The organism is Streptomyces prunicolor (assembly GCF_045162825.1).
Classification (GTDB): Bacteria; Actinomycetota; Actinomycetes; order Streptomycetales; family Streptomycetaceae; genus Streptomyces; species Streptomyces prunicolor.
On sequence record NZ_CP108676.1, the window covers coordinates 7,071,564 to 7,094,968 of the forward strand.

Consider the following 23,405-nt stretch of genomic DNA (forward strand, 5'->3'; position numbering starts at 1 on the left):
CTAAACCGGCGCCGCTCTCGCGGACCTGGCTGATGCTTCGTCGTGGTTCCTCAATTAATGGCTGCGGTGATCCGTGGAGTGTTACCGCCCGGCCAGGCTGAGAGCGCGCCGCAGGAAGTCCACTTGGAGCAGGAGCAAGTTCTCCGCGACCTGTTCCTGCGGGGTCATGTGTGTGACGCCCGACAGTGGCAGCACCTCGTGCGGGCGGCCGGCGGCCAGCAGTGCGGAGGACAGTCGCAGGGTGTGCGCGACCACCACGTTGTCGTCGGCGAGGCCGTGCACCACCATCAGCGGCCGGTGCGGGTCGGCGGGCGCGGACAGCCCGTCGTCCGTCACCAGACTGCTCTTCGCGTACGACTCCGGGTCCTTGGCCGGGTCGCCCAGATATCGCTCCGTGTAGTGCGTGTCGTAGAGCCGCCAGTCGGTGACCGGGGCGCCCGCGATGCCCGCGTGGAAGACGTCCGGGCGGCGCAGTACGGCGAGCCCCGCGAGCCAACCCCCGTACGACCAGCCGCGGATGGCCACCCGGGAGAGGTCGAGCGGGTGGGACTTCGCGAGGTCCTGGAGGGCGTCGATCTGGTCGTCGAGGGAGAGGGCGAAGTCGCGGTGGATCGCCTTCTCCCACGCCGGTGAACGGCCCGGTGTGCCGCGGCCGTCGGCGACGAGCACCGCGAACCCCTGGTCGGCGAACCACTGTGACGTGAGGTGCGCGTTGTGCGCGGCGACCACGCGGGGGCCGTGCGGACCGCCGTAGGGGTCCATCAAAACCGGGAGGGGAGTGGCCCCGTCGTAGTCCCGTGGCATAAGCAGGGCGCACGGGACGCGCCGTGCGCCCCCCTCGGTGAACGTGATGCGCGGGGTCATACCGGGATCTTCGGCGTACGACGCGATGGTCACCGTCTTCCTGCCCGCGCGCAGCACCTGGACCTGCGTGCCCGGCCGGTCCGGTACCGCCGAGATCAGCACGGTCACGCCCCCGGCGCGTACCGCCGAGTGCACGCCGGGTTCTTGCGAGAGGCGCTCCAGGCCGAGTTCGTTGACGCGATAGACGTGTACCTCGCCGGTCTCCGGGGTGGGCGCGTGCTCGCCCGCCGAGGCCGAGACCAGCACGCTGTCGTCGGAGACGTCGAGCACCGCGCGGACGTGCAACTGCGGCCCTGTGAGCAGGCGTTCACCCACCGCGAGCACCCGCGCGCCACCCTCGTCGGCGATCCGCACGAGCCGTCCCGAGGGGCTCCAGCACGGCACGCCAGGGAAAAGATCAAGCCAAATTGGATCTTCGTCGGCATGCACCATCCGGGTCGCCCCGGAGTCGGGTTCCACGGCGAGGAACAGCTGGCTGCGCTGGTCCCGGGCCTGTACGAGGAGCAGCGGCGCACCCGCCGCTGACCAGTGCACTCGCGCCAGATACGGGTACCGCGCCCGGTCCCAGACGACCTCCGTGCGGGTCCCGTCGAGCCCGATCACGTACAGCCGCACGTCCGCGTTGGCCGTGCCCGCCGCCGGGTAAGCGACCCGCTGCGGTTCGCGCTCCGGATGGGCCGGGTCGGCGATCCACCAGCGCTGTACCGGCGTGTCGTCCGCGCGGGCCACCAGCAGCCGCTCCGAGTCCGGCGACCACCAGAAGCCGCGCGTACGGCTCATCTCCTCGGCCGCGATGAACTCAGCCACTCCATAGGTGACTTGCTCCGACTCGGGCTCGGCGAGCGCCCGGTCACCGTCACCGTCGGCTCCTACGACGCGCAGGGCGCCGCCGGTGACGTAGGCGATGTGCCGTCCGTCGGGGGCGGGGCGGGGGTCGATCACCGGTCCCGGGACCGGGAGTTCACGCGCGGTGCCGTCCCGCAGCCCGGCCGTGAAAAGCCGCCCTGACAAGGCGAAAGACGCCAACTCGGCCTCGCTGTCGGTGGCGTAGCCGACGATCCCCGCGCCGCCCTCGCGGGTGCGTTCGCGGCGGGCCCGCTCCTCGGGCGAGAGGCGTTCCGAGGCACCGCCGAGGAGGGCGCGCGGGTCGGCCGCCACGCGCTCGGTGCCGGCCGCCGGATCGAGGACCCACAGCGCGTTCGCCCGGTCCGTGCCGGAGGGGGAGCGCAGGAACACGACCCGCGAACCGTCAGGTGACACGGTGAACGCGCGCGGCGCGCCGAGCGTGAATCGCTGGGTACGGGCGTGCCGTCGGGGGAAGGAGTCAGCCTCGGTCGTCATGCCCTGACCATATTGGCCATGCGCCCCCTTGTGCGGCTGTGCGCCGAGCGATGCGCGAGCGCGGATAGTTATGATCACTAGCGCTGCGTGGGTATGAACCTGCTGGCTCCTGTATGGATTTGCTGTACCGATTTGCTCTAGGGGTCCACCCCATGGACCCCATTGCCCCCAAAGTCCGACCCCCCCTAGTCCCTGGGATCATTGGAGGTGAGCCGCCGTGGCACTCTCGATTTCGGCGGTGGTGCTGCTGGCGATCGTCGTCTTCCTTCTGGTCAAGAAATCAGGGCTGAAGGGCGGACACGCGGTCGTCTGTGTCCTCCTGGGGTTCTATCTGGCCTCGTCGACGATCGCGCCCACGATCAGCGATCTCACGACCAACATCGCGAGCATGATCGGCAGCATCAAGTTCTGAGCGGGTGTCGGCCCCTCGGAGACGGGGGGCCGGGCATTGCCGCAGGGCAGGCAGGCGATGCGGCGGCCTTCGAGGCACTTGTGGCGAAGGGCGGTGCATGACTGACGGGCCACGATCGTCCGTACCACCATCCGACCCGGTGTCAGAAGGCAGCGACAAGAGAACGCCCCTGCGTCGGCGCGTCACTGACAGCTGGAACGGCCTCGGGCGCACCGGCCGAGCGGCGATCGGCGTAACCGCAGCGGTGGTTGGAGGCGTGGCCCTGTTCTACCTCCGTGCGAGGCAGGCCGGTGACACTGCGGCCGTCAGCGCCCCGGAGGGGCACATGACCACCGAACCACTGAGTTTCGACGAACAGGAAGAGCTGGTCGTCATCCTGTCCACCAGCATCGAGACGATGCCCGAGGACGAGTTCGAGGCGAGCTACCAGCAGCTCGACCGGGACCACCAGTGGGAAGTCGACGACGCCATCCGCGAGTTCGCGAACGATGCCGTCGGTTCCGACACCTGGGATCAGTAGCAGGGGCGCGACCAGATGTGGCCTCGGTGCGCTGAAGGGAACTGTCCAGGACGGCACCGCTGCCGTGATCAGACCGGCCACGCGATGATCATTCCAGCCCTCCTGCAGTCGTGGGTCCCATTTCCTCGGCCCAGCGTCGACTCCAGGCGTCCAGCGGGCTCAGCGCCTCGACGAGGTCCTGGCCGAGCTGGGTGAGACGGTAGCCATCGCCGTCCAGGGCGAGCAGGCGGGCGCCGGACAGTTCCCCGATCCGGGTACTGAGCACGCTGGAGGACATGCGCTCGCATCGGCGCTGCAATTCACGGAAGCCGGTCGGAGCTTGACTCAGTTCCCACAGGATCCGCATCGTCCAACGCCGTCCGAGCAGGTCGAGTGCGGCCATCACCGGACGACCGGATTCGGATCCCCGCACTGGCACACCCGGACGTGGCGCGCTGGCTTCCATACTCACTCCTTGCGCTTCGGTTATCGAAGCATCATAGTGATTCGAAAATCGAAGCAGGAGGCGCCGCGATGCCACGCATCGAACCGCTCACCCCGCCCTACACCGCCAACGTAGACCGGGCGCTCCGCCGATGGATGCCGCCGGGTGTGCCGCACGAGCCACTCGCCCTGTTCCGCGTACTGCACCGCAACCCGGAGCTGGCCTCACGAATGTTCGCCCTCGGCGCCGGACTGCTGGGCCATGGACTCCTCCCTGCCGCAGACCGGGAGATCGTCATCGCCCGCGTGACCGCGCGATCCGCCTGCGCTTATGAATGGGGCGTCCACGCCGCGACCCTGGCGCCGCAGGCCGGACTCGGCCCGGAGCAACTCCGGGCAACCACCCAACCCGACGCAGCAGTCCGTGCTCCATGGTCGCCACGCCACACGGCACTGCTCCACGCGGTTGACGAACTGATCGACACGACCCAGCTCACACAGTCCGCCTGGGATGCCCTGCGCATGCACTACGAAGAGGCTCAATTACTGGAACTGCTCGTACTGATCGGCTGGTACCGAACCATCAGCTATCTGGCCAACGGGCTCCTCCTGGAAGAGGAACCCTGGGGTACCCCGTTCCCCACACGGTGACTACGTTCCGCCCCCCGCCCGCCGACGCTCGTCCGAGACCACCCCGTAAGTCAGATGCACTCATTCCAACACTGGAGGTTCCATGCCCAAGGGCTACTGGGTCAGCGCCTACCGCACCATTTCAGACCCTGAGAAGCTGGCTGCCTACAACCAGCTGGCCGGTCCGGCTGTCCGGGTCGGGGGCGGGCGGCCCCTCGTCCGTGGCGGTCGGGTCGTCGCACACGACGCTGGAATCGCCGAGCGCACCGTCCTGGTCGAGTTCGACAGCTTCGAGCAGGCTGTCGCTGCGCACGAGAGCGCGGCCTACCAGGAGGCGCTGGTCGCCCTCTCCGACGGCGTCGAGCGCGACTTCCGCATTGTCGAAGGCATCGACTGACCGAGGTCCAGTCGGATCTTCACTGAAGTTCATTGCGGGACAAGCCTTAGGCTCCGATCCATGCGCACAGTGTTCGTGTTCCCCGCAGGTGGGCGAGCGGAGACCGTCGCCGCACTTGATCGCCGCCTGAACCGGCAGCGCCATCCCTGGACCCTGGACGGCAACCTCTACATCGACATCGACGAAGAGCAGAACGGCTGCCTCTTCGCTGACTGGGAGCCCGACGAGGTGACGGTCCTCGACGGGGCCGTCGGACACCACCCCACCTGGGCAGTGCAGATCGACATCTCCAGTCGGATCGACGGCACAGCAGAGGTTCACCAGCTGGTCGTGCTGCTACTCAAACATGGAGGCGTGGCGGTCGATGACTACTGCGCCCACCCCTGGACCGTGCAGGAAATCGAGTCCGGAGCAGTGATCGACGGCCTGCGCTTCTTCGACTTCCGCGGATATGAGGTTCGCCGGTCGGCCGGTTGACTGAGCACGTTGTTGGTCAGGGTTGGGACGTGTGCGTCACGAAGTTCGTCCACGCGGCCGGGGTGATGGCGATGCGGGGGCCCTCGGTGGTCTTGGAGTCGCGGATGTGGACAGCGCGGGGCGCTACCGCGATCTCGACGCAGGAGTCGCCATCGGGGCCGCTGCTGTAGCTGCTCTTGAACCAGGTCAGTTCAGGCATCACTCATCTCCCAGCGGGTGGGGACCCTTAGCCGCGGAAGTGTGACACTTCGGCGGGAAGTGTCACACTTTTTGAGGGTGGGTGTTGGTCAGGGCTGGGACGCGTACGTCACGAAACCCGTCCACACGGCCGGGGTGACCGTGAACCGGGGGCCCTCCACGTTCTTGGAGTCACGGACGTGGACCGTGCCGGGGACGGTGGCGATCTCGACGCAGGAGTCGCCCTGGGTGCCGCCGCTGTAGCTGCTCTTGAACCACGCCAGTTCGGAGCTGTCCCCGGTGGGGGCCTTGCGGATCATGTTTCTCCCAGCAATTGCTCGATAAAGGCCAGCGACTCCCGTGGGCTGAGAGCCTGCGCCCGGATGATGCCATACCACAGCTCAAGGACGCGCAGTTGTTTTGGTTCGGAGGTCGGGCGACCGCTGAACCCGCCGTCGGCACGTCCCACCGCCGTCCCGTCCGGGAACTTCAACAACTCGATCCTGCCGTCCAGACCCGGATGGGCCTCGGTGTTCGTCGGCATGATCTGAAGCGTGACGTTACGCAACCGCCCCACCTCCAGCAGATGTTCGAGCTGCCGTCGCCACACCATTGTGCCTCCAACCTGTCGGCGCAGTGGCGCCTCTTCCAGCACAAAGTGGATCGACGGGGCCGGGTCCTTCCGCTCGAAGACCGACTGCCGGGCCAGCCGGGCGGCGACGCTCCGTTCCACGTCGCTCGGCGAGTACGGCGGCTGTGCCGCCTCGATCACGGTCCGCGCATGCTCCGGCGTCTGCAACAGCCCGGCGATGATGTTGCACTCGTAGACGCCGATCTCGACTGCCTGAGCCTCCAGCTTCGCCAACGCCCGCACCTTCTTGGGGTATCGGACCTTGGCGGTGTCCTCCTTCATCGCCGCGATCAGGCCGTCCGCCCGCAACACCTCCTCGGACTTGTCCAGATACTCGGGCCGCGGGATCCGTTTCCCGCCCTCGATCTTGTAGACCAGGTCCTCTCCGTACCCCACCGCCACCGCGAAGTCCCCGACCCGCATCCCCACCGCCTCGCGCCGCAGCTTCAACTGCCGCCCGACCGTCGCGAGGACCGCCAGTCCCCACTCGTCGTCCGGGTCAACCTCCCAACCCGGGTCGTCCACCTCGCCGTTGACCTGCTCCGGTTCGCTCATCCCGCACCCCTCCTGATCCGTACGACCGTGCCGCGACGCCCCTACCCGCGCGACCGGTCCAGACAGCTTGGACACGACCGGACAACGCCTGGACAGTCACCGTACGCAACGGCCAAGTCACTGTTCACGGTAGTCACGGATGGCCACGCTAAGTGACGTGATCCAAGAAACCGCCACCTCCGAAGCCCAGCCCAAACCCCAACTGGGCAACCCCACCCGCAACTTCACAGTGCAGCTGTCCCCCACACCCCGCGGCGCCCGCCTCGCCCGTCTCCTTGCCACCGAACAACTCCGGTCCTGGGCAATTCCCTTGGACCCGGCCCGCCAGATCGTCGCCGAACTCGCCACCAACGCGGCTACGCACAGTCGCGTACCGGGCAGGGATTTCAGACTCACCCTCTACGTCATCGCCGGCATCCTGCGTATCGAGGTCACCGACACCCGGGGTGACCGACCGCCGTGCCCTCAAGTCCCGGCGCCGGACGGGGAGTCGGAGTCGGGCCGGGGTCTCCTGATCGTCGCCGCGCTCGCCGACCGCTGGGGCTGGGACCCGGGACCACGCCCCCGCAAGACGGTCTGGGCCGAACTGCACCTCGCACCGAAACCCGGAAACCCGAACTCCGGTGGAAGTGGCGCTTTTTCCCAAGAACCCACGACGGCGAAATGACCCCCACCAAGCCCCACCCCACCCTCCCGGCAGCCGAGCCCGACGATCACCCATCCGGGTGAACATCGCCAACTGGGCTGGATTCCGAGCGGGTTACGTGATCTACGCTCAGCGCAGCACCAACTCAGGCTTTGCACAACAACCTCAGACATACGACGGCCCTCGCCGGGACGGCAATCCCAAGGCGAGGGCCTGACCACCTAGGAAGATACGAGCTTCCCGATGGATACACGCGACATTAGCGCGCCCCCGCGCGCCCAGTCCCGGCACACCGCCGACAAACACCCGAACCAGCGGCACCAGCAGCACAGCGCACCCGCCGGTGGACTCACGCACGACAACGCCCGGCACACCGCCCGCTTCACGGTGATCGGCAACCACCTCGCCCAGCACCCGGAGTTGTCGGCTCTCGCGATCGGCCTCGGCGTCCACATCCAGTCCCTCCCCGCAGGCGCCCGCGTCGACATCAAGACCCTCGCGGCCCGCTTCCCCGAGGGCACGACCCGAATCGCCGCCGCGCTACGGGAGTTGGAGACCCACGGCTACCTCCGCCGCGAACGGCACCGCATCCCCGACGGCCGCATCATCACCCGCACCATCTCCTGCAACCAGCCCGGCAGCAGCCGTAGAGACCCGCACGCACCCTCGAAGGCGCCCGCAGCCGCAGCCGCGCCCCGCCGCGAACGGGCGCCCCGCAAGTCGCTGCCCGCCGTACCGCGTCCGGCGTACCCGGCCCCGGCGCTCATCCAGCAGGCCACGGACCTCCTGGCGGGCCTCCGCCGCCACGACCCCCGCCTGCTCCTGTCGGCCTGCGACACGGCCCACCTGGCGCCAGGAGTCGCGGCCTGGCTGGAGCGGGACGTAAGCCCCGCCGCCGTACGCCACGCACTGACGGCAGATCTGCCACCCGAGGGACTCCGCCGCCCCGCAGCGCTCCTGGCCCACCGGCTGATCGCGCAACTGCCGCCCCCGCCACCGTTCCGCGCCCCGGCCCCGCCACGGACGGTCCAGCACCCCCTCCAGAACTGCGAGGGCTGCGACCGCGCCTTCCGCTCACCGACCCCGGGACACTGCCACGACTGCCGAACCGATCTACCGGAGGCCGCCTAGCATGAGAATGAAAGGGACGATTCCTCCCCGCCTCTACCGGGCCATGAGGGACTTCCTTGAGTCCATGGACGACACCCTTCCGGGCAGATTCGAGATCACCAAGGAAGGGATCGTCCACGACATGAGGTCCCCCGTGAAGCCGCACGCACTCACCGTGCTGCACCTTCGGAAGCGCCTTGAGGACGTCATGCCGGAGGGGCTGGTCGCTCACACGGGTGCACCGGATGTGGAAGGCGAAGCCGAAGGCATCTTGCGCCGTCCCGATGTGATGGTGATCTCGTGGACGGACATGGACGTGCCGGGGGCGTTCGACCCGCACACCCTCATCGCAGCCGTCGAAGTGGTCTCCCGCTCCAATCCGGACAACGACTGGGTCAGCAAGATGCGCGACTACCCCCTGATCGGGATCCCCACCTACGCAGTCTTCGACCCACGCACCGGTACCGGTGCCGTCCTCACCGACATCCACAACACCCCCGACGGCCCCCGCTACGCCACCCGCAAGGACTTCGTCTACGGCGAAGACGTCACCATCGCCGACTGGACCATCTCCACGGACAACCTGCCTCGCTACGGGTGAGGCCGGAGTCCTCGCAGGGTGAGGGCCTCGTAGGGTGGGGGTATGACCGAACTGCCCGCCCGCCGTCTGCTGCTGGTGCACGCGCATCCGGACGACGAGTCGATCAACAACGGCGCGACGATGGCCAAGTACGCGGTCGAGGGTGCGCACGTGACACTGATCACGTGCACCCTCGGAGAGCGTGGCGAGGTCATCCCGCCCGCGCTGCGGCATCTGTCGGGCGCCGGACTGGCCGAGGAGCGGGAGCGGGAACTCGCCGCCGCCATGAAGGCGCTCGGGGTCACCGATCACCGCCTGCTGGGCGGGCCCGGGCGGTATCGGGACTCCGGGATGATGGGTACCTCGGACAACGACGACCCTGACTGCTTCTGGCGGGCCGATCTCGATGAGGCCGCGGGACATCTTGTCGAGGTCATTCGGGAGGTGCGTCCGCAGGTTCTTGTCACGTACGACCCCGACGGCGGGTACGGCCACCCCGATCACATCCAGGCCCACCGCGTGGCCATGCGGGCGGCTGAACTCGCCGCCGCGGCAGGGGAGTCGATCGCCAAGGTCTATTGGAATCGCGTCCCGCGGACCGTCGTAGAGGAAGGGTTCGCGCGGCTGCGTGACGCGCTGCCGGAGCTGCCCTTCGCCGAGGTGGCCGCCGTGGGTGACGTGCCGGGTGTCGTGGACGACGCGCGGATCACCAGTGTGATCGACGGCACCTCGTACGCCGACGCGAAGATCGGGGCGATGCGCGCGCATGCCACGCAGCTCGAAGTGGCCCCGGAACAGCCGTACTTCGCGCTGTCGAACGAGCTCGCGCAACCCCTCTTCACCACCGAGTACTACGAGTTGGTGCAATCTTTGGTGCAATCCTCTGTGAACAGCGGGCGTGGCGGGGCGACTGAGTCCGATCTCTTCGAAGGGCTGGGTCTGTGATGAGTGCCAACCAGGGCGGCGGGAGTCTGCTTGCCCAGCCGCTGCAACGGCCGTCCGGGCTACGGGTGTTGGCCTACCTTGCACTCTTCGTGCTCGGCGCGGTCGTCGGGGCGGCGGGGGCGCTGGTGCAGGCCGCGTGGTTCCCCGGCGGGCTGCTGCTCGCGCTCGTGGGAGCGGCCGGAACGTTCGTCGGCGGGGCGAGAGCGACCGACGGGAGAGGTGGGGCGGTGGCGCCCGCCGCGGGCTGGATGGTGGCCGTCGTCCTGCTCACCGCCAGCCGTCCGGAAGGGGACTTCCTCTTCGGTGCGGGTGTCGGTTCGTATCTGTTCCTGCTCGGCGGGATGGCTGTAGCTGTGATCTGTGCCACGTTGGGTTTGGGGCGGCAACCAAGCAGCCCTGACGTCCGACTTGGCAAGTGACGTACCACTTCGCGGTGACGCGCGCGTGCGAGTCCGGTGTGGGTTTCCCCAGCGGCCGTGGGATACCGCCAAGAAGTGGCCAGTATGGTGGTGCGCGCCGCCGAGTCGCCCGTGGGTGTCGGGCGGCGGAGCCAACCGGGAGAACCTGCCTTGAGTCGTGAAACTGACACTCCGTCCTCCGGGCCCGACGGGCGCGGCGGAGCCGCTTACCCCTCGGGGACCCCGCCGTACGGGACGCCTGCGGCTTCCGACGACCGTACGGATGCGGGGCGTTCGGCCGCGCAGCCGGACGAACGCAAGACCGAGACGACGCTGACGACCCGGATCCGGATCAACATCCCCGGTTCGCGGCCCATTCCGCCTGTCGTCGTGCGCACGCCCGTCGCGGACACCGGGTCCGGCGACGGATCCACGACCGCCGAGGTGCAGCTGCCGAGTTCCGCGCTGCCCACGGGCGGCGTCGTCGAGCCGTCCACCGAACTCGCCCTGCCCGGCGCCGAGGAGAAGACCAGCGACTGGTTCGCACCCCGCAAGTCCGGCCCCGCGAAGGGCGGTCAGGGCGGTGGCGGCACCAACGGCGCGGGAATTCCCGGTGGTTCGGCCGCGGGCACCCCGAGTGCGCCCGCTGTCGGTGCGCCCGGTGGCAATCGGCCGACCGGTGCTCGTCCCGGTGGCGTGGTCGGCGGCATGAGCGTCACCGGCGCCACCCGTCAGCCCGGCGCGGGCGGCGGAACGAACGGCGGTACGAACGGCGCCGGAATCGGCGGCGCCACCGGTGCCGGACCGGTCGCCCCCGGGCACGGTGGCGGCACGGGTTCCTTCGACGTGACGGAAGCGCTGGCCGCCGGTAACGGGCCGCGCCCCACTGGCGGTGGCCCCAACGGCGGCCCCGGCGAACCGCGCCGCGACGACCTGCCGTACTTCTCGGACAACGGGCAGCAGGGCGGTTACCCCGGGCCCAACGGCCAGGGCGGCCAAGGCGGTCAGGGTGGCTATCCCGAGCCCAACGGTCAGGGCGAGCTGGGCGGGTTCCCCGGGGGCAACGGCCCTGGCGGGCGAGCCGAACAGTTCCCCGGGCCGAACGGCCAGGGCATGGGCCCCGGTGGACCCGGCGGTCCCGGTGGACCCAACGGTTTCAACGGCCCGAACGGGCGCGGCGGTCAGGGCGGTCCCGAGGGTCCCGCGGGCCCGACCGGCGGTCCGGTCACCGGCAACGGCCTGATGCTCCCGCCCGGCCCCATGGGCGGCGGCGGAGCCCCGGGCACGCCCAGCGTGCTGAGCGGCTACGCCGACGGGCCTGGACCTGGCGGCACGAACGGCGCCGGCGGTCCCGGTGGTCCCGGCAGTCCCGGTGGATTCGCCGGACCGGGTGGTCCTGGTGGCCCCGGTGGTCCGGGCGCGACTTCCGGCCGGCACGGAGCTCCTGGCAGGGGCCCTGCTGGTCCCGGCGCGGGCCCTGGTGGTCCGGGGGGCGGTCCCGGCATGGGCCCTGGCGGTCCAGGAATGGGACCCGGCGGTCCCGGTGGCCCCGGAATGGGCCCCGGCGGCGCGAGTCTCCCCGGCGGCCCCGGCGGCATGATCCCCGGTGGCGGTCTCAGCGACGACACCGCGATCCTCACCCCGCAGAAGCCCGCCCCCGGCGGCCCCGGCTACGGCGCCCCCGCCGACCAGGTCTCCGGCCACACCGTCACCAGCGGCATGCCGGTCGTCCCCGGCGCCGGGAACGCGCCGTTCGGCACCGGTACCCACCCCGACGGACCGCTCCCGCACACGCCCCCGAAGCTGCCCGAGCCCGGCTCTTCGCAGAGCGCGCCCGCCGCCAAGAACGCGGGCAGGAACGCGGGCAAGGGCGCGAAGAAAAAGAAGAAGGGCCGCAGCAAGCTGGTCCTGCTCGTCGTCGGCGTGGTCGTCATCGGAGGCGGCGCCTACTGCGCCGGTCTGCTGATGAACCACACCGACGTGCCCAAGGGCACCACCGTGCTCGGCGTCGACATCGGCGGCGGCACCCGTGACGACGCCGTCAAGAAGCTCGACGACGCGTTCGGCGACCGGGTGAACAAGCCGCTGAAGCTGTCGGTCGGCGGTAAGACGGTCTCGCTCAAGCCGGACCAGGCGGGGCTGCAGTTCGACTTCGCGACCACCGTCAGCAAGGCCGCCACCAGCGACTACAACCCGGTCTCCGTGATCGGCTCGCTCTTCGGCCAGCACCGGGTCGTCCAGCCCGAGATGCCGACCGACGAGGAGAAGCTCCAGGCCGCCCTCGCCGACCTCGGCGGCGGCTCCGGCTCCGGCTCGGTCACCGAGGGCACGATCCAGTTCACGTCCGGCAAGGCGGTCGCCGTCTACGGCAAGGCGGGCAAGGCGATCGACGCGGCCGGTTCCGTCACGGCCGTGGAGGACGCGTACCGCAGCGAGGTCGAGACCGGGACGGCCGGCACGGTGACCGTCCCGACGACCACCAGGCAGCCGACGGTCACGAACGCCGAGGTCGACCGCGAGATGAAGGCCTTCGCCAAGCCGGCCATGTCCGCGAAGGTCACCGTCCAGACCGACGCGGCGCACGCGGTCCCCCTGAGCCCGCAGAACTCGCTGTGGAAGTTCCTCAAGGTGACGGCCGTCAACGGCAAGCTGGTCGACAAGCCCGACCTGAACGCCCTGAAGGAGCTGTACGGCCAGACCTTCGACGGCGTGCTGATCACCCGGGCCAACGGCAAGAAGACCGCCGTCACACCACAGGACGTCTACCTCGCGCTGCGCGAGGCCCTGACGAGCACGAGCGACCGGGTCGCGGTCATCGACACCGACCCGAGCTAGCGCACGACCGCACGAGAGGGCCACCCGGCACCGCGCCGGGTGGCCCTCTCGTCGTATGACACCCGGTGGCCCTCTCGTCGTATGACATCTGTCATGCGCGACACCGGACCGCCGACACTGCCGGGCACCGGCCCCCGGCGGCCACGATGGGTGGCATGACGACAACAGCGGGGACCGCGACCACAGCGGTGGTCGGGTTCGAGCAGGTGACCAAGAGTTACGGCAGTGTCCGGGCCGTCGACGGGCTGTCGCTCGTGCTGCACCCGGGGGAGACGGTGGCCCTGCTGGGTCCGAACGGGGCCGGCAAGTCGACCACCCTTGACCTGCTGCTCGGCCTCAAGCAGGCCGACACCGGCAAGGTCGAGGTCTTCGGCACCAGCCCGCGTGAGGCCATCGTCGCCGGGCGGGTGGGCGCGATGTTGCAGAGCGGCGGGCTGATGGACGAGGTCACCGTCGGTGAACTGGTCAAGCTGGCCTGCGACTTGCACCCCAAGCCGTACAAGGTCGCGGACGTGATTGCCCGCGCGGGCATCGTGCAGATCGCCGACCGCAAGGTCAACAAGCTCTCCGGCGGCCAGGCCCAGCGCGTCCGCTTCGCCCTCGCGACCGCGGGCGACAGCGACCTGATCGTCCTCGACGAACCGACCACCGGCATGGACGTCTCCGCCCGGCAGGCCTTCTGGGCCACCATGCGCGAACAGGCCGACCAGGGCCGTACGGTCCTCTTCGCCACCCACTACCTCGAAGAGGCCGACGCGATCGCGGACCGTGTGCTGGTCCTGCACCGCGGCCGCCTGCTCGCGGACGGCACCTCGGCCGAGATCAAGGCGAAGGCCGGCGCCCGCCGGATCGCCTTCGACCTGGACGGCGAGATCGACGAGGCACCGATCCGGTCCCTCCCCTTCCTGACCTCGGTCGACATCTCGGGCCACACGATCCGCATCCAGTCCACCGACGCCGACGCGACCGTCCACGCGCTCTACGCCCTCGGCGTCTACCCCCGCAACCTCGAAGTCGCCGGGCTCGGTCTGGAGCAGGCGTTCGTCGCCATCACGGAGGCCGAGGAGGCCAAGCAGTCATGAACAGCCTGATCAAGCTGGAACTCACCCGCGCCCTGCGCAACCGCAAGTTCCTGTTCTTCTCGGTGATCTACCCCTCGGTGATCTTCCTGCTCGTCTCCAACCAGACCGGCACCGTCGACGGCACCGGCCTGAGCATCGCGAAGTACGTCATGGTCTCCATGGCCTCCTTCGGCGCCCTGACCGCCGTCCTGATGGGCAACAGCGAGCGCATCGCCAAGGAGCGCGAGAACGGCTGGGTACGGCAGCTGCGGCTGACCCCGCTGCCCGGGCGCGGTTACGTCCTCGCCAAGACCGCCAGCGCCGCCGTCGTCAGCCTGCCGTCCATCGTGGTCGTGTTCATCGTCGCCGCGCTGGTGAAGGACGTACGGCTGGACGCCTGGCAGTGGCTCGCGCTGACCGGCGCGATCTGGGCGGGCAGCCTGGTCTTCGCGGCGCTCGGCGTCGCCATCGGCTACCTCGCCTCCGGGGACGCGGTCCGCCCGATCACGATGATCGTCTACTTCGGCCTGTCGATCCTCGGCGGCCTCTGGTTCCCGTCCACGACCTTCCCGACCTGGTTGCAGGACATCGCGAAGTGGCTGCCCACGCACGCGTACGCTGCCCTCGGCCAGGCGATCGAGCAGAGCCGGTCGCCGCACGCCAAGGACGTCACCCTCCTCGTCGTCTACTTCGCCCTGTTCGCGGGCGGGGCGGCGTGGCTGTACCGGAAGGACACGCTGAAGGCGTGAGCGCGATGACCGAGGACCCGCTGCCGGAGAAGGCCAGGGTGGAGCGGCTGATCCGGATCGGCCAGCCGCCCCGCAACCGGGGCGAGGTGCTGCGCAAGCTGGTCTGGATCCTGCCCTGGCTGGTCTTCCTCGGCGCACCCATGCAGGACCTGCTGGCCGACCACCACACCACCCCGGCCACCACGGCCGGCTGGGCGGGCCTGCTGACCTTCACCGGGACCTACCTGGCAGTCGTCTTCCGCACCATGGGCCGCCCCTACTCCGGCCGGCTCATCGGCGCCCTGGTCGCCGTCCTGTGGATACTGGCCGTCGTCCTGACCCTCTCCCTCGGCCACGCCTGGCTCGGCCTCTTCGTCTACGTCTCCGTCACCTGCGGGGTGACCCTCCCGCTGCGCGCCGCGTACTGGACCATCCCACTGACCACCGCCGCGATGATGCTGGCGGGCTGGTTCGTCGACGACCTCGACGACGCGTGGGGCCTGTTCCTGATCGTGCTGTTGGTGGGCTACTCGATGACAGGCGTACGGCAACTGGTGCGCACGACGGTCGAGTTGCGCAAGGCGCGAGCGACGGTCGCCCAACTGGCCGCGAACGAGGAGCGATTGCGCCTGGCCCGAGACCTGCACGACCTCCTCGGCCACTCCCTGTCCCTGATCACCCTGAAGAGCGAACTGGCCGGCCGGATGCTCCCCGACCACCCCGGCAAGGCGGCCCAGCAGGTCGCCGACATCGAACAGGTCAGCCGCCAGGCCCTGGTGGACGTCCGCGAGGCGGTCACCGGCTACCGCCGCCCCCGCCTGGCCGGCGAACTGGCGGGCGCGCAAGTCGCGTTGACGGCGGCGGGAGTCACGGCCGACCTCCCCACCGACCCGGACCTGACCGCCGTATCCAAGGAGAGCGAGTCGGCCCTGGCCTGGGCCCTGCGCGAGGCGATCACAAATGTCGTACGGCACAGCGGCGCCCAGCGCTGCGTGGTCGAACTGGTCCGGCGCCAGACTCTGGACGGCCCGATGCTCGAACTCTCCGTGGAGGACAACGGCACCGGCGGCTCGGGCAAGGGCCCCGGCAACGGTCTGACGGGCCTCGGCGAGCGCCTCGCGAAGGCCGGCGGCTCCCTGGAGGCGGCCCGCCTCAAACACGGCTTCCGGCTGGTGGCACGGGTACCCGCGGAAGCTCCGGCCGCCGTGACGGACGTAGGATCGCCGGCATGAGCCGTACGATCAAGGTCCTCCTCGCCGAGGACCAGTCGATGGTCCGCGAGGCACTGGCCGCGCTGCTCGGCCTGGAGGACGACATCGAGGTCGTCGCCCAAGTCGCGCGCGGCGACGAGGTGTTGGCGGCGGTACGGCAGCACGCCGTGGACGTGGCCCTCCTCGACATCGAGATGCCGGGCTGCACGGGCATCGAGGCGGCGGCCCAGCTCCACAAGGCACTCCCCGAGGTGAAGCTGGTCGTCCTCACGACCTTCGGCCGCCCCGGCTACCTCCGCAGCGCGATGGAGGCGGGCGCCGACGCCTTCCTGGTGAAGGACGCCCCGGCGGCCCAACTGGCGGAAGCGGTACGGAAGGTACTCGCCGGGGAACGGGTCATCGACCCGACCTTGGCGGCGGCGGCTCTGGCGGAGGGCGCCAACCCGTTGACCGACCGCGAGCGCGAGGTGTTGCGGGCGGCGGCGGACGGTTCGACGAACGCGGAGTTGGCGAAGGCCCTTCATCTGTCGCAGGGCACGGTCCGCAACTACTTGTCGACAGCGATCCAGAAACTGGCGGTGAGGAACAGGGCGGAGGCGGTACGCATCGCAAGGGAAAAGGGCTGGCTATAAAACCCAGGCCAAGGGCAACCCCCTAGGGGCGCGGGGCTGTATCTATTTGCGGCTCCGCCGCGTGGGCGCGACCAGCCCCAACGCGCCTTCTGACGCAAGACGGCCAAAGCCCCAACGGCGAATAGGCGCAAGTCAGTTCAACATTGCCCGAGCCGAATGAGCCTGCCCCCGCACCCGATCAGCAGCAGGCTCATCCACAACCGCCACCACCTCGGCATAAGCATCCAGTTCAGCCGCCCCGGTGAGGAAATCCCCCCGCTGCACGAGCAGTTGAGCCCGCTCATACCGCAACCGAGCCGCATGAGACGGCAACACCAACGCCAACTCAACAGCCCACAGGGCAACATCGGACCGCTCTGGCCGAGCCGCAGCCCACGCCCGAATGTTGTTCAGGACGCGAGAAACAACCTCCAAAGGCGCCGCAGGCACCAGCATCCCGGGCTCCAGCGAAGCCCCCGTCGCCCCCGCAACCAACACCTCCGCATCACCCCCGGACAACACCCGCCCCCCATCAAAGGGATCGGCGAGCACCTGCTCCTCACCCGCCCCGAACCCGACCACGAAATGCCCCGGCAACGCGACCCCGTACACCGGCGCCCCCGCCCGCCGAGCCACCTCCATCCACACCACGGACAACAGAATCGGCAACCCCCGCCGCCGCCGAAGCACTTCGTGCAGCAGCGAGGACTCCAACCGCTGATAGTCACCGGACGAGCCCCGGAACTCGAACCGCTCGCCCAGGAGTTGACGCAACGCGCTCGCCCAGGCCGCGGGCCCGCCGGGGCGATACGGCACCTGCCCGGCCAGCCGATCCAGTTCCATCTGGACCGAGTCGATCCCGGCGTCGTCCAACGCCCCGTCCGCCGAGGCCCCCACCAGCAGACACAACGTCGCAAGATCGGGCCGCTCGGCCCGAGCCTCCTCGGCGAACAACTGCCGTACCGCAGCGGCCCGTTCGGCCGCCGGAGGCCGCGGCGCGGGCATGGCGAACTCGAACCCGAACCCGCTCATGACGAACCGTCGCGACGGTCGCGGTAGTGGTGATAGGCGTGATGCGCGGAGAACCCCATCCCCGAGTACAACGCCCGCGCCCCCACGTTCTCCGCCTCGACCTGCAACCACGCGGCCGACGCCCCCTCTTCCAACGCCCGCGAGGCCAACGCGGCCATGACGACCGAGGCGAGCCCCCGTCGCCGTAGCGCGGGATCGACCTCGACCGCGCCGAACCCGGCCCACCGCCCGTCGACGACACACCGCCCGATAGCGGCAGGAGCCGAGTCCGCACCATGGCCACCCTCACCACCCTCGCCGGGCACGGTCGCGAACCACACCGAGGGCCCGCTCCCCAGCACCTTCAGGGCCACCTCGCTCACCCCCTTGCGCTGATAGCGGGCCAGCCACGCCTCGTCGGCCGTCCGGGACAGCACGACCCCGGACGCGTCGGCGCGGTCGGCGACAGGGGCCAGGGCGCCGACCCACAGCTCGGCGGTGACCTCACGGGTCCAGCCGCGCTGTTCGAGCTCGGCGCAGAGCAGTTCCTGCGTGCCCTCGCCGCCGGTCGCGGTCTGGACGTACGCGGGCAGGCCCCGGTCGTCGTACCACCGTCGTACGACAGTCAGGGCCTCGTCGAGGGGCAGGCCGGGATCGCCGAGCGGGAGGACGGAGTTGGCGCGGCGGGTGTATCCGGCGGCGGCGCGCAGTTCCCACTCGCCGAGCCGCTCGCTCTCCACCGGCCGCCAGGCGCGCGCGGAGACGTGGGCCAGCTCCTGGTAGGTGGTGGACGGTCCCCGTCGGCGGGCCGGAGCGGGCGGGACGACCCTGCCCGCGACCAGCGAGGTTTCCGGAATGCGGACGGACTCGCCGCTCTTCCGTGTGATCGTCAGCACACCGCTGTCCCATGATGTGAGAACACCCACCGTGTCGGTGAACTTCTCCGTCGTGTCTTCCGTACCTGCCAGGCGCCTGACAGACACCCGTTTACCCACGTCAGCAGCGGTGATCCGGACCTCAAGACGTCCAGCCGCAGAGATTTCCACAGGTCAGTTCACCCCTCCTGTATGGATCACGCCCCGGAACGGAGATACTAGGTGCGGGCATGGACGACGCCGCGCTCCAGCGCGCCTGGCGGCGGAGCCTACGGAGGCCCGCCAGCGCCCTATCGAGGAGGAACGACAGCGTGACCTACGTCATCGCGCAGCCTTGTGTCGACGTCAAGGACAAGGCGTGCATCGAGGAGTGCCCGGTCGACTGCATTTACGAGGGCTCCCGGTCCTTGTACATCCACCCGGACGAATGCGTCGACTGCGGAGCCTGTGAGCCGGTGTGCCCGGTCGAGGCGATCTTCTACGAGGACGACACTCCCGAGGAGTGGAAGGACTACTACAAGGCGAACGTCGAGTTCTTCGACGAGCTCGGCTCTCCCGGCGGCGCCAGCAAGCTGGGCCTGATCGAGCGCGACCACCCCTTCGTCGCCGCGCTCCCGCCGCAGAACCAGTAAGAGCGGCCCGCACAGACGCGCCGCCTCGGTCCCGTACGGCCTGATCACGCCCGATCAGCGCCCTACGGGGCCGAGGCGTTTGCCGTACGACGGTCCAGAAAGTGAGTCAGTCATCGTGTCCGCAGTAACCGACCGCCTGCCCACCTTCCCCTGGGACAAGCTGGAGCCGTACAAGAAGACGGCCGCGGCGCACCCGGACGGCATCGTCGACCTGTCCGTCGGCACCCCGGTGGACCCGGTTCCCGAGCTGATCCAGAAAGCGCTGATCGCCGCGGCCGACTCGCCCGGCTATCCGACGGTCTGGGGCACACCGGCACTGCGCGACGCGATCACCGGCTGGGTGGAGCACCGCCTGGGCGCCCGCGACGTGACCCACCGCCACGTCCTGCCCATCGTCGGCTCCAAGGAACTGGTCGCCTGGCTCCCGACCCAGCTGGGCCTGGGCCCCGGCGACCGCGTGGCGTACCCGCGCCTGGCGTACCCGACGTACGAGGTGGGCGCCCGCCTGGCCCGAGCCGAGTACGAGACCTACGACGACCCGACACAGCTGAACCCCGAGGGCCTGAAGCTCCTCTGGCTCAACTCCCCGTCGAACCCGACCGGCAAGGTCCTGTCGAAGGACGAGCTGACCCGGATCGTCGCGTGGGCGCGCGAGCACGGCATCCTGATCTTCTCCGACGAGTGCTACCTCGAACTCGGCTGGGAGGCCGACCCGGTCTCGGTCCTCCACCCGGACGTCAACGGCGGTTCCTACGACGGGATCGTCGCCGTCCACTCCCTCTCCAAGCGCTCGAACCTCGCCGGTTACCGCGCCGCCTTCCTCGCCGGCGACCCGGCGGTCCTGGCCCCGCTCCTGGAGATCCGCAAGCACGGCGGCATGATGACGTCGGCGCCGACTCAGGCGGCGGTGGTGGCGGCCCTAGGGGATGACACCCACGTCCAGGAGCAGCGAGAGCGGTACATGGCCCGCCGCACGGCGTTGCGCGAGGCCCTCCTGGCCCACGGCTTCCGCATCGAACACAGCGAGGCGAGCCTGTACTTGTGGGCAACGAGGGACGAGTCCTGCTGGAAGACGGTCGCCCACCTGGCCGACCTGGGCATCCTCGTGGCTCCGGGTGACTTCTACGGAGTGGCGGGCGAGACCTTCGTACGAGTGGCCCTGACAGCTACGGACGAACGAGTAAGGGCAGCTGTAAACAGGCTGAGCTGAATTGCCCCAGGGGCGCGGGGCTGTATCGATTTGCGGCTCCGCCGCGTGGGCGCGACAAGCCCCCACCGGCTGGCACTCGACGAACAACCGAAAAAGGGGTCCAGGGAAAATCCCTGGACCCCTTCAACGCAGGCACACTAAAACGCGGCCGAACTAGCCGAGCGGAAGCCCCTTCAACGGCAGCTCCTGAGCCGTGGGCAACCCACCCTTGGTCACCGCGTCCGTCGGCAACCCGCCACCCGCAGTCGCCGTCTTCGCCGTCTCGCCGAGCAGGCCACCCGCCTGCCCAGCCGTGTCCCCGGCAACGTGCTGCGCAGCCGGCGCCACCGTCTTGGCAACCTTCCCGCCGGTCTTCCCGGCGGCCGGCACCGCCTTCTCCAGCGTCTGGCCACCGGACTTGCCGGCGACCCCCGTGACGTTCTGGCTCGCGCCGTCGACCGTGTTGCCGACGCTCGCCCCGTCCAGGGCGGTCAGCGCGCCCAGGTTCGGGGTGGCCGGCAGGGAGGGGGCCGCACTGGCGGAGCCGGCCGCACCGACCCCGGCTGCCGCTCCCGCTGCGACGAGCAGCGCGGCACGGGCGATCCGGCGGGTCAGGGGGAGGGACATGATGCTCCTTGTGTTGATCTCCGGGCTCGGACGCAGTGACTACCGCTCGAAGCGCGCGAAGGTTGCGGAGCGGCAACGTAAAGAGTTGGCAATGCGTCGCATAATCAGCTACGGATAAAAACGGACAAAGAGCGCCTGGTCTGAAAGTCTGTCAAATACGTACAGCCCTTTGTTATCAAGGGTTCCGGCGCATGTGAGGGTGACAGCCCGACGACCGGAGCGCACCCGGACCCGGAACGACCACCCGTAACCCCTACGGGTGACGACCCGTACGACTGCCCGGCCACTACCTCGCGGCTACTTCTCCACGCCCTGCTGCGAGGTCACTATCCGCACCCCGCCGGAGGCCTTCGTGGCGGTCGAGTGCCACGGGTCGTCCGCGCTGCCGGCGGCCCATTCGCGGCCTGCGTAGGACACGCGCTCGATGTGCAGCTCCGAGGAGTTGGCCACCGCCCAGTGCGCGAGCTGCCAGCCGGTCCTCGTGCTGCCGGTCCGCACCGGCAGGGTCACCGTGCTGCTCCCGCCGCTCGCACTCGCGCTGGGGGAGGGCGTGGACTCGGCCTTCGCCTTGGACGTGCCCTTCGACGCCGAGCCGCTCGCGGTCACCTCCGCGCCGGTCTCCTTCAGCACCGTACGCCCGAAGTCCCGTACCAGCGCGGCCCGTACGGCGTCCGGGCCGACGGCCGTCTGTGTGGAGTCGGGGAGGCCCTGACAGGTGAGCGTGGCGGCCGCCTGACCCGTGAGGGCGGCGGACAGCAGTGTGGCCTCGGGTTCGTGCTTGGCGTACGCCTCCGGGTAGCCGCTGCGCTGCACGCGCTGGGCGGCGACGGTGAGGGGGAGCTGCTGGTAGTCGTCCACCTTGGACAGGTGCTCGTAGAAGACGCCCGCCGCGTATGTGGGGTCCAGGATCTCCTTCTTGGTGCCCCAGCCCTGCGAGGGCCGCTGCTGGAACAGGCCGAGCGAATCCAGGTCGCCGTGCTGGATGTTGACGAGCTGCGACTCCTGGAGAGCGGTCGCGAGCGCGATCGTCACGGCCCGCTCCGGCATCCCGCGCCCGGTGCCGACGGCGGCGATCGTCGCCGCGTTCATCGTCTGCTCCTGGGAGAACTCGTACTCCTGGCCGTCGTCCTTCCCGGAGACCACCTTGCAACCGGGCCCGCCCCGGCCGCCGGTGACGTACTGGACGACCAGATAGCCCGCGACCGCGAGCAGCACCACGAGGGCCGAGGAGAACCTGAAGAGGCGGCCGCGTCGACGCTTCTTGGGGGTGGGGGACTGCAGCATCCCCACAAGGTAGCGGAGGCTCCTGTTACCGCTGCGCCGGGTGTGGACAAACGGTGGAGAGACCCTTCGGGTTAGGGTCGACGCCATGTCCGACACCGCACTTGACCTCACGCTGGACGCCGCACGGCTCACCGCGCAGCTCGTCGACTTCCCCTCGGAGAGTGGCAGTGAGAAGCCCCTCGCGGACGCGATCGAGACCGCGCTGCGCGCCCTGCCGCACCTGACGGTCGACCGGTACGGCAACAACGTCGTCGCGCGCACGCACCTCGGCCGTACGGAGCGCGTCGTCCTGGCGGGCCACATCGACACGGTCCCGATCGCCGACAACGTCCCCTCGCGGCTCGACGAGAACGGCGTCCTGTGGGGCTGCGGCACCTGCGACATGAAGTCCGGCGTTGCGGTCCAACTCCGCATCGCGGCAACGTTGTTGATCCCCAACCGCGACCTCACGTTCGTCTTCTACGACAACGAGGAGGTCGCCGCCCACCTCAACGGCCTCAAGCACGTCTCCGAAGCCCATCCCGACTGGCTGGAGGGCGACTTCGCGGTCCTCCTGGAGCCGACGGACGGTCAGGTCGAGGGCGGCTGCCAGGGCACGCTCAGGGTGTTCCTGAAGTTCAAGGGTGAACGGGCGCACTCCGCGCGCGCGTGGATGGGCTCCAACGCGATCCACGCGGCCTCGCGGGCGCTGGCCAAGCTCGCCGCGTACGAGCCCCGTACTCCCGTAGTGGACGGCCTCCAGTTCCACGAGGGCCTCAACGCGGTACGCGTGGAGGGGGGCGTGGCCACCAACGTCATCCCCGACGCGTGCACCCTTGTTGTCAACTTCCGCTATGCGCCCGACCGTAGCGAGGAGGAGGCGGAGGCCTTCGTACGCGACTACTTCGCCGACTGCGGGGTCGACGAGTTCGTCGTCGACGACCACACCGGAGGGGCCCGCCCCGGCCTGACCCACCCGGCCGCCGCGGCCTTCATGGCGGCCGTCGGCGGCGAGGCCCGCCCCAAGTTCGGCTGGACCGACGTGGCCCGCTTCAGCGCGCTCGGCGTGCCCGCGGTGAACTACGGACCCGGCGCCCAACTCCTCGCCCACAAGGTCGACGAGCGCGTCGAGGCGGCCCTGATCCCCGAGGCGGAGCGGCGACTGCGGGACTGGCTCACCGCCTGACATCCGTATGTCCCCCCTCCGTAACCCGCGTAGACCTACGCTGAAGTACGAAACACCTGCAAGTGGAGGG

27 protein-coding genes are annotated in these 23,405 nt (G+C 69.7%); 18 read left to right on the forward strand and 9 right to left on the reverse strand.

Translation table 11 applies throughout. The annotated features are described in order from the left end of the window. Positions 1-81: 81 nt before the first annotated feature. Entirely contained in the window at positions 82-2,205 is a 2,124-nt protein-coding gene (locus OG588_RS32645) for a prolyl oligopeptidase family serine peptidase (RefSeq protein WP_405950389.1), read from the reverse strand. Positions 2,206-2,422: 217 nt separating this feature from the next. Between OG588_RS32645 and OG588_RS32650 the strand changes: the two genes are divergently transcribed. Continuing rightward, positions 2,423-2,617 carry a hypothetical protein gene (locus OG588_RS32650; RefSeq protein WP_019058412.1) on the forward strand — a complete coding sequence of 65 codons (195 nt, stop codon included), beginning with the start codon at positions 2,423-2,425 and terminating at the stop codon, positions 2,615-2,617. A 325-nt stretch (positions 2,618-2,942) separates the two neighbouring features. Further along, positions 2,943-3,137, forward strand: coding sequence for a hypothetical protein (locus OG588_RS32655; RefSeq protein WP_405950390.1), 195 nt, complete (start codon positions 2,943-2,945; stop codon positions 3,135-3,137). Between the two features lie 88 nt (positions 3,138-3,225). Here the strand turns inward: OG588_RS32655 and OG588_RS32660 are convergent, their stop codons facing one another. Continuing rightward, positions 3,226-3,582, reverse strand: coding sequence for a winged helix-turn-helix transcriptional regulator (locus OG588_RS32660; RefSeq protein WP_405950391.1), 357 nt, complete (start codon positions 3,580-3,582; stop codon positions 3,226-3,228). Positions 3,583-3,650: 68 nt separating this feature from the next. Here OG588_RS32660 and OG588_RS32665 point away from each other — a divergent pair, with 68 nt between their 5' ends. The 3 genes from OG588_RS32665 to OG588_RS32675 all read left to right on the forward strand — a co-directional run bounded on the left by OG588_RS32665 (position 3,651) and on the right by OG588_RS32675 (position 5,064). After that, the gene (locus OG588_RS32665) at positions 3,651-4,211 is read left to right on the forward strand and encodes a carboxymuconolactone decarboxylase family protein (protein ID WP_405950392.1); all 561 of its coding nucleotides are present in this window, start codon (positions 3,651-3,653) and stop codon (positions 4,209-4,211) included. Between the two features lie 82 nt (positions 4,212-4,293). After that, positions 4,294-4,587, forward strand: a complete 294-nt coding sequence (locus tag OG588_RS32670; RefSeq protein ID WP_405950393.1) for a DUF1330 domain-containing protein — start codon at positions 4,294-4,296, stop codon at positions 4,585-4,587. A gap of 60 nt (positions 4,588-4,647) precedes the next feature. Continuing rightward, on the forward strand, positions 4,648-5,064 hold the full coding sequence (locus OG588_RS32675; RefSeq protein ID WP_405950394.1) for a hypothetical protein: 417 nt from the start codon (positions 4,648-4,650) through the stop codon (positions 5,062-5,064). Positions 5,065-5,080: 16 nt separating this feature from the next. Here the strand turns inward: OG588_RS32675 and OG588_RS32680 are convergent, their stop codons facing one another. The 3 genes from OG588_RS32680 to OG588_RS32690 form a co-directional block, all read right to left on the reverse strand. After that, positions 5,081-5,263 (reverse strand): DUF397 domain-containing protein, encoded by a 183-nt coding sequence (locus tag OG588_RS32680; protein WP_405950395.1) that lies wholly within the window; start codon positions 5,261-5,263, stop codon positions 5,081-5,083. Positions 5,264-5,351: 88 nt separating this feature from the next. Beyond that, the gene (locus OG588_RS32685; protein WP_405950396.1) at positions 5,352-5,561 is read right to left on the reverse strand and encodes a DUF397 domain-containing protein; all 210 of its coding nucleotides are present in this window, start codon (positions 5,559-5,561) and stop codon (positions 5,352-5,354) included. Further along, a complete protein-coding gene (locus OG588_RS32690; protein ID WP_366095774.1) occupies positions 5,558-6,427 on the reverse strand; it encodes a helix-turn-helix transcriptional regulator in 870 nt (289 codons plus the stop codon). The genes OG588_RS32685 and OG588_RS32690 overlap by 4 nt, the downstream gene beginning before the upstream one ends. 157 nt (positions 6,428-6,584) lie before the next feature. Between OG588_RS32690 and OG588_RS32695 the strand changes: the two genes are divergently transcribed. The 10 genes from OG588_RS32695 to OG588_RS32740 all read left to right on the forward strand — a co-directional run bounded on the left by OG588_RS32695 (position 6,585) and on the right by OG588_RS32740 (position 16,573). Further along, on the forward strand, positions 6,585-7,094 hold the full coding sequence (locus tag OG588_RS32695) for an ATP-binding protein (RefSeq protein WP_405950397.1): 510 nt from the start codon (positions 6,585-6,587) through the stop codon (positions 7,092-7,094). A 222-nt stretch (positions 7,095-7,316) separates the two neighbouring features. Next, entirely contained in the window at positions 7,317-8,204 is an 888-nt protein-coding gene (locus tag OG588_RS32700) for a helix-turn-helix domain-containing protein (protein ID WP_405950398.1), read from the forward strand. A gap of 64 nt (positions 8,205-8,268) precedes the next feature. Continuing rightward, positions 8,269-8,784, forward strand: coding sequence for a Uma2 family endonuclease (locus OG588_RS32705; protein WP_405950399.1), 516 nt, complete (start codon positions 8,269-8,271; stop codon positions 8,782-8,784). Between the two features lie 42 nt (positions 8,785-8,826). Continuing rightward, positions 8,827-9,708 carry an N-acetyl-1-D-myo-inositol-2-amino-2-deoxy-alpha-D-glucopyranoside deacetylase gene (gene mshB, locus OG588_RS32710; RefSeq protein ID WP_405950400.1) on the forward strand — a complete coding sequence of 294 codons (882 nt, stop codon included), beginning with the start codon at positions 8,827-8,829 and terminating at the stop codon, positions 9,706-9,708. Further along, positions 9,708-10,127 carry a DUF6113 family protein gene (locus OG588_RS32715; protein ID WP_405950401.1) on the forward strand — a complete coding sequence of 140 codons (420 nt, stop codon included), beginning with the start codon at positions 9,708-9,710 and terminating at the stop codon, positions 10,125-10,127. The genes mshB and OG588_RS32715 overlap by 1 nt, the downstream gene beginning before the upstream one ends. A gap of 150 nt (positions 10,128-10,277) precedes the next feature. Beyond that, positions 10,278-12,941, forward strand: coding sequence for a hypothetical protein (locus OG588_RS32720; RefSeq protein ID WP_405950402.1), 2,664 nt, complete (start codon positions 10,278-10,280; stop codon positions 12,939-12,941). Positions 12,942-13,096: 155 nt separating this feature from the next. After that, positions 13,097-14,023: an ABC transporter ATP-binding protein gene (locus tag OG588_RS32725; protein ID WP_405950403.1), complete on the forward strand. Its 927-nt coding sequence runs from the start codon at positions 13,097-13,099 to the stop codon at positions 14,021-14,023. Then, the gene (locus OG588_RS32730; protein ID WP_405950404.1) at positions 14,020-14,751 is read left to right on the forward strand and encodes an ABC transporter permease; all 732 of its coding nucleotides are present in this window, start codon (positions 14,020-14,022) and stop codon (positions 14,749-14,751) included. Before OG588_RS32725 ends, OG588_RS32730 begins: the two co-directional genes overlap by 4 nt. Next, positions 14,748-15,962, forward strand: a complete 1,215-nt coding sequence (locus OG588_RS32735) for a sensor histidine kinase (RefSeq protein ID WP_405950405.1) — start codon at positions 14,748-14,750, stop codon at positions 15,960-15,962. The genes OG588_RS32730 and OG588_RS32735 overlap by 4 nt, the downstream gene beginning before the upstream one ends. Then, positions 15,959-16,573, forward strand: a complete 615-nt coding sequence (locus tag OG588_RS32740; protein WP_019058400.1) for a response regulator transcription factor — start codon at positions 15,959-15,961, stop codon at positions 16,571-16,573. The genes OG588_RS32735 and OG588_RS32740 overlap by 4 nt, the downstream gene beginning before the upstream one ends. 132 nt (positions 16,574-16,705) lie before the next feature. Here OG588_RS32740 and OG588_RS32745 read toward each other — a convergent pair whose 3' ends face one another. Together OG588_RS32745 and OG588_RS32750 are read right to left on the reverse strand one after the other, a co-directional pair. Continuing rightward, positions 16,706-17,557 (reverse strand): tetratricopeptide repeat protein, encoded by an 852-nt coding sequence (locus tag OG588_RS32745; protein ID WP_405953268.1) that lies wholly within the window; start codon positions 17,555-17,557, stop codon positions 16,706-16,708. A gap of 23 nt (positions 17,558-17,580) precedes the next feature. After that, complete coding sequence (locus OG588_RS32750; protein WP_405950406.1) at positions 17,581-18,609, reverse strand: GNAT family N-acetyltransferase; 1,029 nt, start codon at positions 18,607-18,609, stop codon at positions 17,581-17,583. 140 nt (positions 18,610-18,749) lie between these two features. On the opposite strand from OG588_RS32750, the gene fdxA reads away from it, so the two are divergent. After that, entirely contained in the window at positions 18,750-19,070 is a 321-nt protein-coding gene (gene fdxA / locus OG588_RS32755) for a ferredoxin (protein WP_019058397.1), read from the forward strand. A gap of 115 nt (positions 19,071-19,185) precedes the next feature. Then, positions 19,186-20,280, forward strand: coding sequence for a bifunctional succinyldiaminopimelate transaminase/glutamate-prephenate aminotransferase (locus OG588_RS32760; protein WP_405950407.1), 1,095 nt, complete (start codon positions 19,186-19,188; stop codon positions 20,278-20,280). A 153-nt stretch (positions 20,281-20,433) separates the two neighbouring features. Here OG588_RS32760 and OG588_RS32765 read toward each other — a convergent pair whose 3' ends face one another. Together OG588_RS32765 and OG588_RS32770 are read right to left on the reverse strand one after the other, a co-directional pair. After that, complete coding sequence (locus OG588_RS32765) at positions 20,434-20,886, reverse strand: ATP-binding protein (RefSeq protein WP_262055831.1); 453 nt, start codon at positions 20,884-20,886, stop codon at positions 20,434-20,436. A gap of 297 nt (positions 20,887-21,183) precedes the next feature. Further along, positions 21,184-22,170 carry a heavy metal transporter gene (locus tag OG588_RS32770; protein WP_405950408.1) on the reverse strand — a complete coding sequence of 329 codons (987 nt, stop codon included), beginning with the start codon at positions 22,168-22,170 and terminating at the stop codon, positions 21,184-21,186. An 85-nt stretch (positions 22,171-22,255) separates the two neighbouring features. On the opposite strand from OG588_RS32770, the gene dapE reads away from it, so the two are divergent. Further along, entirely contained in the window at positions 22,256-23,335 is a 1,080-nt protein-coding gene (gene dapE, locus OG588_RS32775) for a succinyl-diaminopimelate desuccinylase (RefSeq protein WP_405950409.1), read from the forward strand. The last annotated feature ends 70 nt before the right edge of the window (positions 23,336-23,405 follow it).

What these genes read in the sequence shown, in the direction of transcription:
- OG588_RS32670 (WP_405950393.1), top strand. Translation starts at nt 4,294, where the DNA reads ATGCCCAAGGGCTACTGGGTCAGCGCCTACCGCACCATTTCAGACCCT.
- OG588_RS32745 (WP_405953268.1), bottom strand. Translation starts at nt 17,557, where the DNA reads ATGCCCGCGCCGCGGCCTCCGGCGGCCGAACGGGCCGCTGCGGTACGG.
- OG588_RS32665 (WP_405950392.1), top strand. Translation starts at nt 3,651, where the DNA reads ATGCCACGCATCGAACCGCTCACCCCGCCCTACACCGCCAACGTAGAC.
- OG588_RS32700 (WP_405950398.1), top strand. Translation starts at nt 7,317, where the DNA reads ATGGATACACGCGACATTAGCGCGCCCCCGCGCGCCCAGTCCCGGCAC.
- OG588_RS32685 (WP_405950396.1), bottom strand. Translation starts at nt 5,561, where the DNA reads ATGATCCGCAAGGCCCCCACCGGGGACAGCTCCGAACTGGCGTGGTTC.
- OG588_RS32740 (WP_019058400.1), top strand. Translation starts at nt 15,959, where the DNA reads ATGAGCCGTACGATCAAGGTCCTCCTCGCCGAGGACCAGTCGATGGTC.
- OG588_RS32660 (WP_405950391.1), bottom strand. Translation starts at nt 3,582, where the DNA reads ATGGAAGCCAGCGCGCCACGTCCGGGTGTGCCAGTGCGGGGATCCGAA.
- mshB (WP_405950400.1), top strand. Translation starts at nt 8,827, where the DNA reads ATGACCGAACTGCCCGCCCGCCGTCTGCTGCTGGTGCACGCGCATCCG.
- OG588_RS32655 (WP_405950390.1), top strand. Translation starts at nt 2,943, where the DNA reads ATGACCACCGAACCACTGAGTTTCGACGAACAGGAAGAGCTGGTCGTC.
- OG588_RS32730 (WP_405950404.1), top strand. Translation starts at nt 14,020, where the DNA reads ATGAACAGCCTGATCAAGCTGGAACTCACCCGCGCCCTGCGCAACCGC.
- OG588_RS32715 (WP_405950401.1), top strand. Translation starts at nt 9,708, where the DNA reads ATGAGTGCCAACCAGGGCGGCGGGAGTCTGCTTGCCCAGCCGCTGCAA.
- OG588_RS32705 (WP_405950399.1), top strand. Translation starts at nt 8,269, where the DNA reads ATGGACGACACCCTTCCGGGCAGATTCGAGATCACCAAGGAAGGGATC.
- OG588_RS32645 (WP_405950389.1), bottom strand. Translation starts at nt 2,205, where the DNA reads ATGACGACCGAGGCTGACTCCTTCCCCCGACGGCACGCCCGTACCCAG.
- OG588_RS32765 (WP_262055831.1), bottom strand. Translation starts at nt 20,886, where the DNA reads ATGTCCCTCCCCCTGACCCGCCGGATCGCCCGTGCCGCGCTGCTCGTC.
- OG588_RS32680 (WP_405950395.1), bottom strand. Translation starts at nt 5,263, where the DNA reads ATGCCTGAACTGACCTGGTTCAAGAGCAGCTACAGCAGCGGCCCCGAT.
- OG588_RS32690 (WP_366095774.1), bottom strand. Translation starts at nt 6,427, where the DNA reads ATGAGCGAACCGGAGCAGGTCAACGGCGAGGTGGACGACCCGGGTTGG.
- OG588_RS32725 (WP_405950403.1), top strand. Translation starts at nt 13,097, where the DNA reads ATGACGACAACAGCGGGGACCGCGACCACAGCGGTGGTCGGGTTCGAG.
- OG588_RS32675 (WP_405950394.1), top strand. Translation starts at nt 4,648, where the DNA reads ATGCGCACAGTGTTCGTGTTCCCCGCAGGTGGGCGAGCGGAGACCGTC.
- dapE (WP_405950409.1), top strand. Translation starts at nt 22,256, where the DNA reads ATGTCCGACACCGCACTTGACCTCACGCTGGACGCCGCACGGCTCACC.
- OG588_RS32770 (WP_405950408.1), bottom strand. Translation starts at nt 22,170, where the DNA reads ATGCTGCAGTCCCCCACCCCCAAGAAGCGTCGACGCGGCCGCCTCTTC.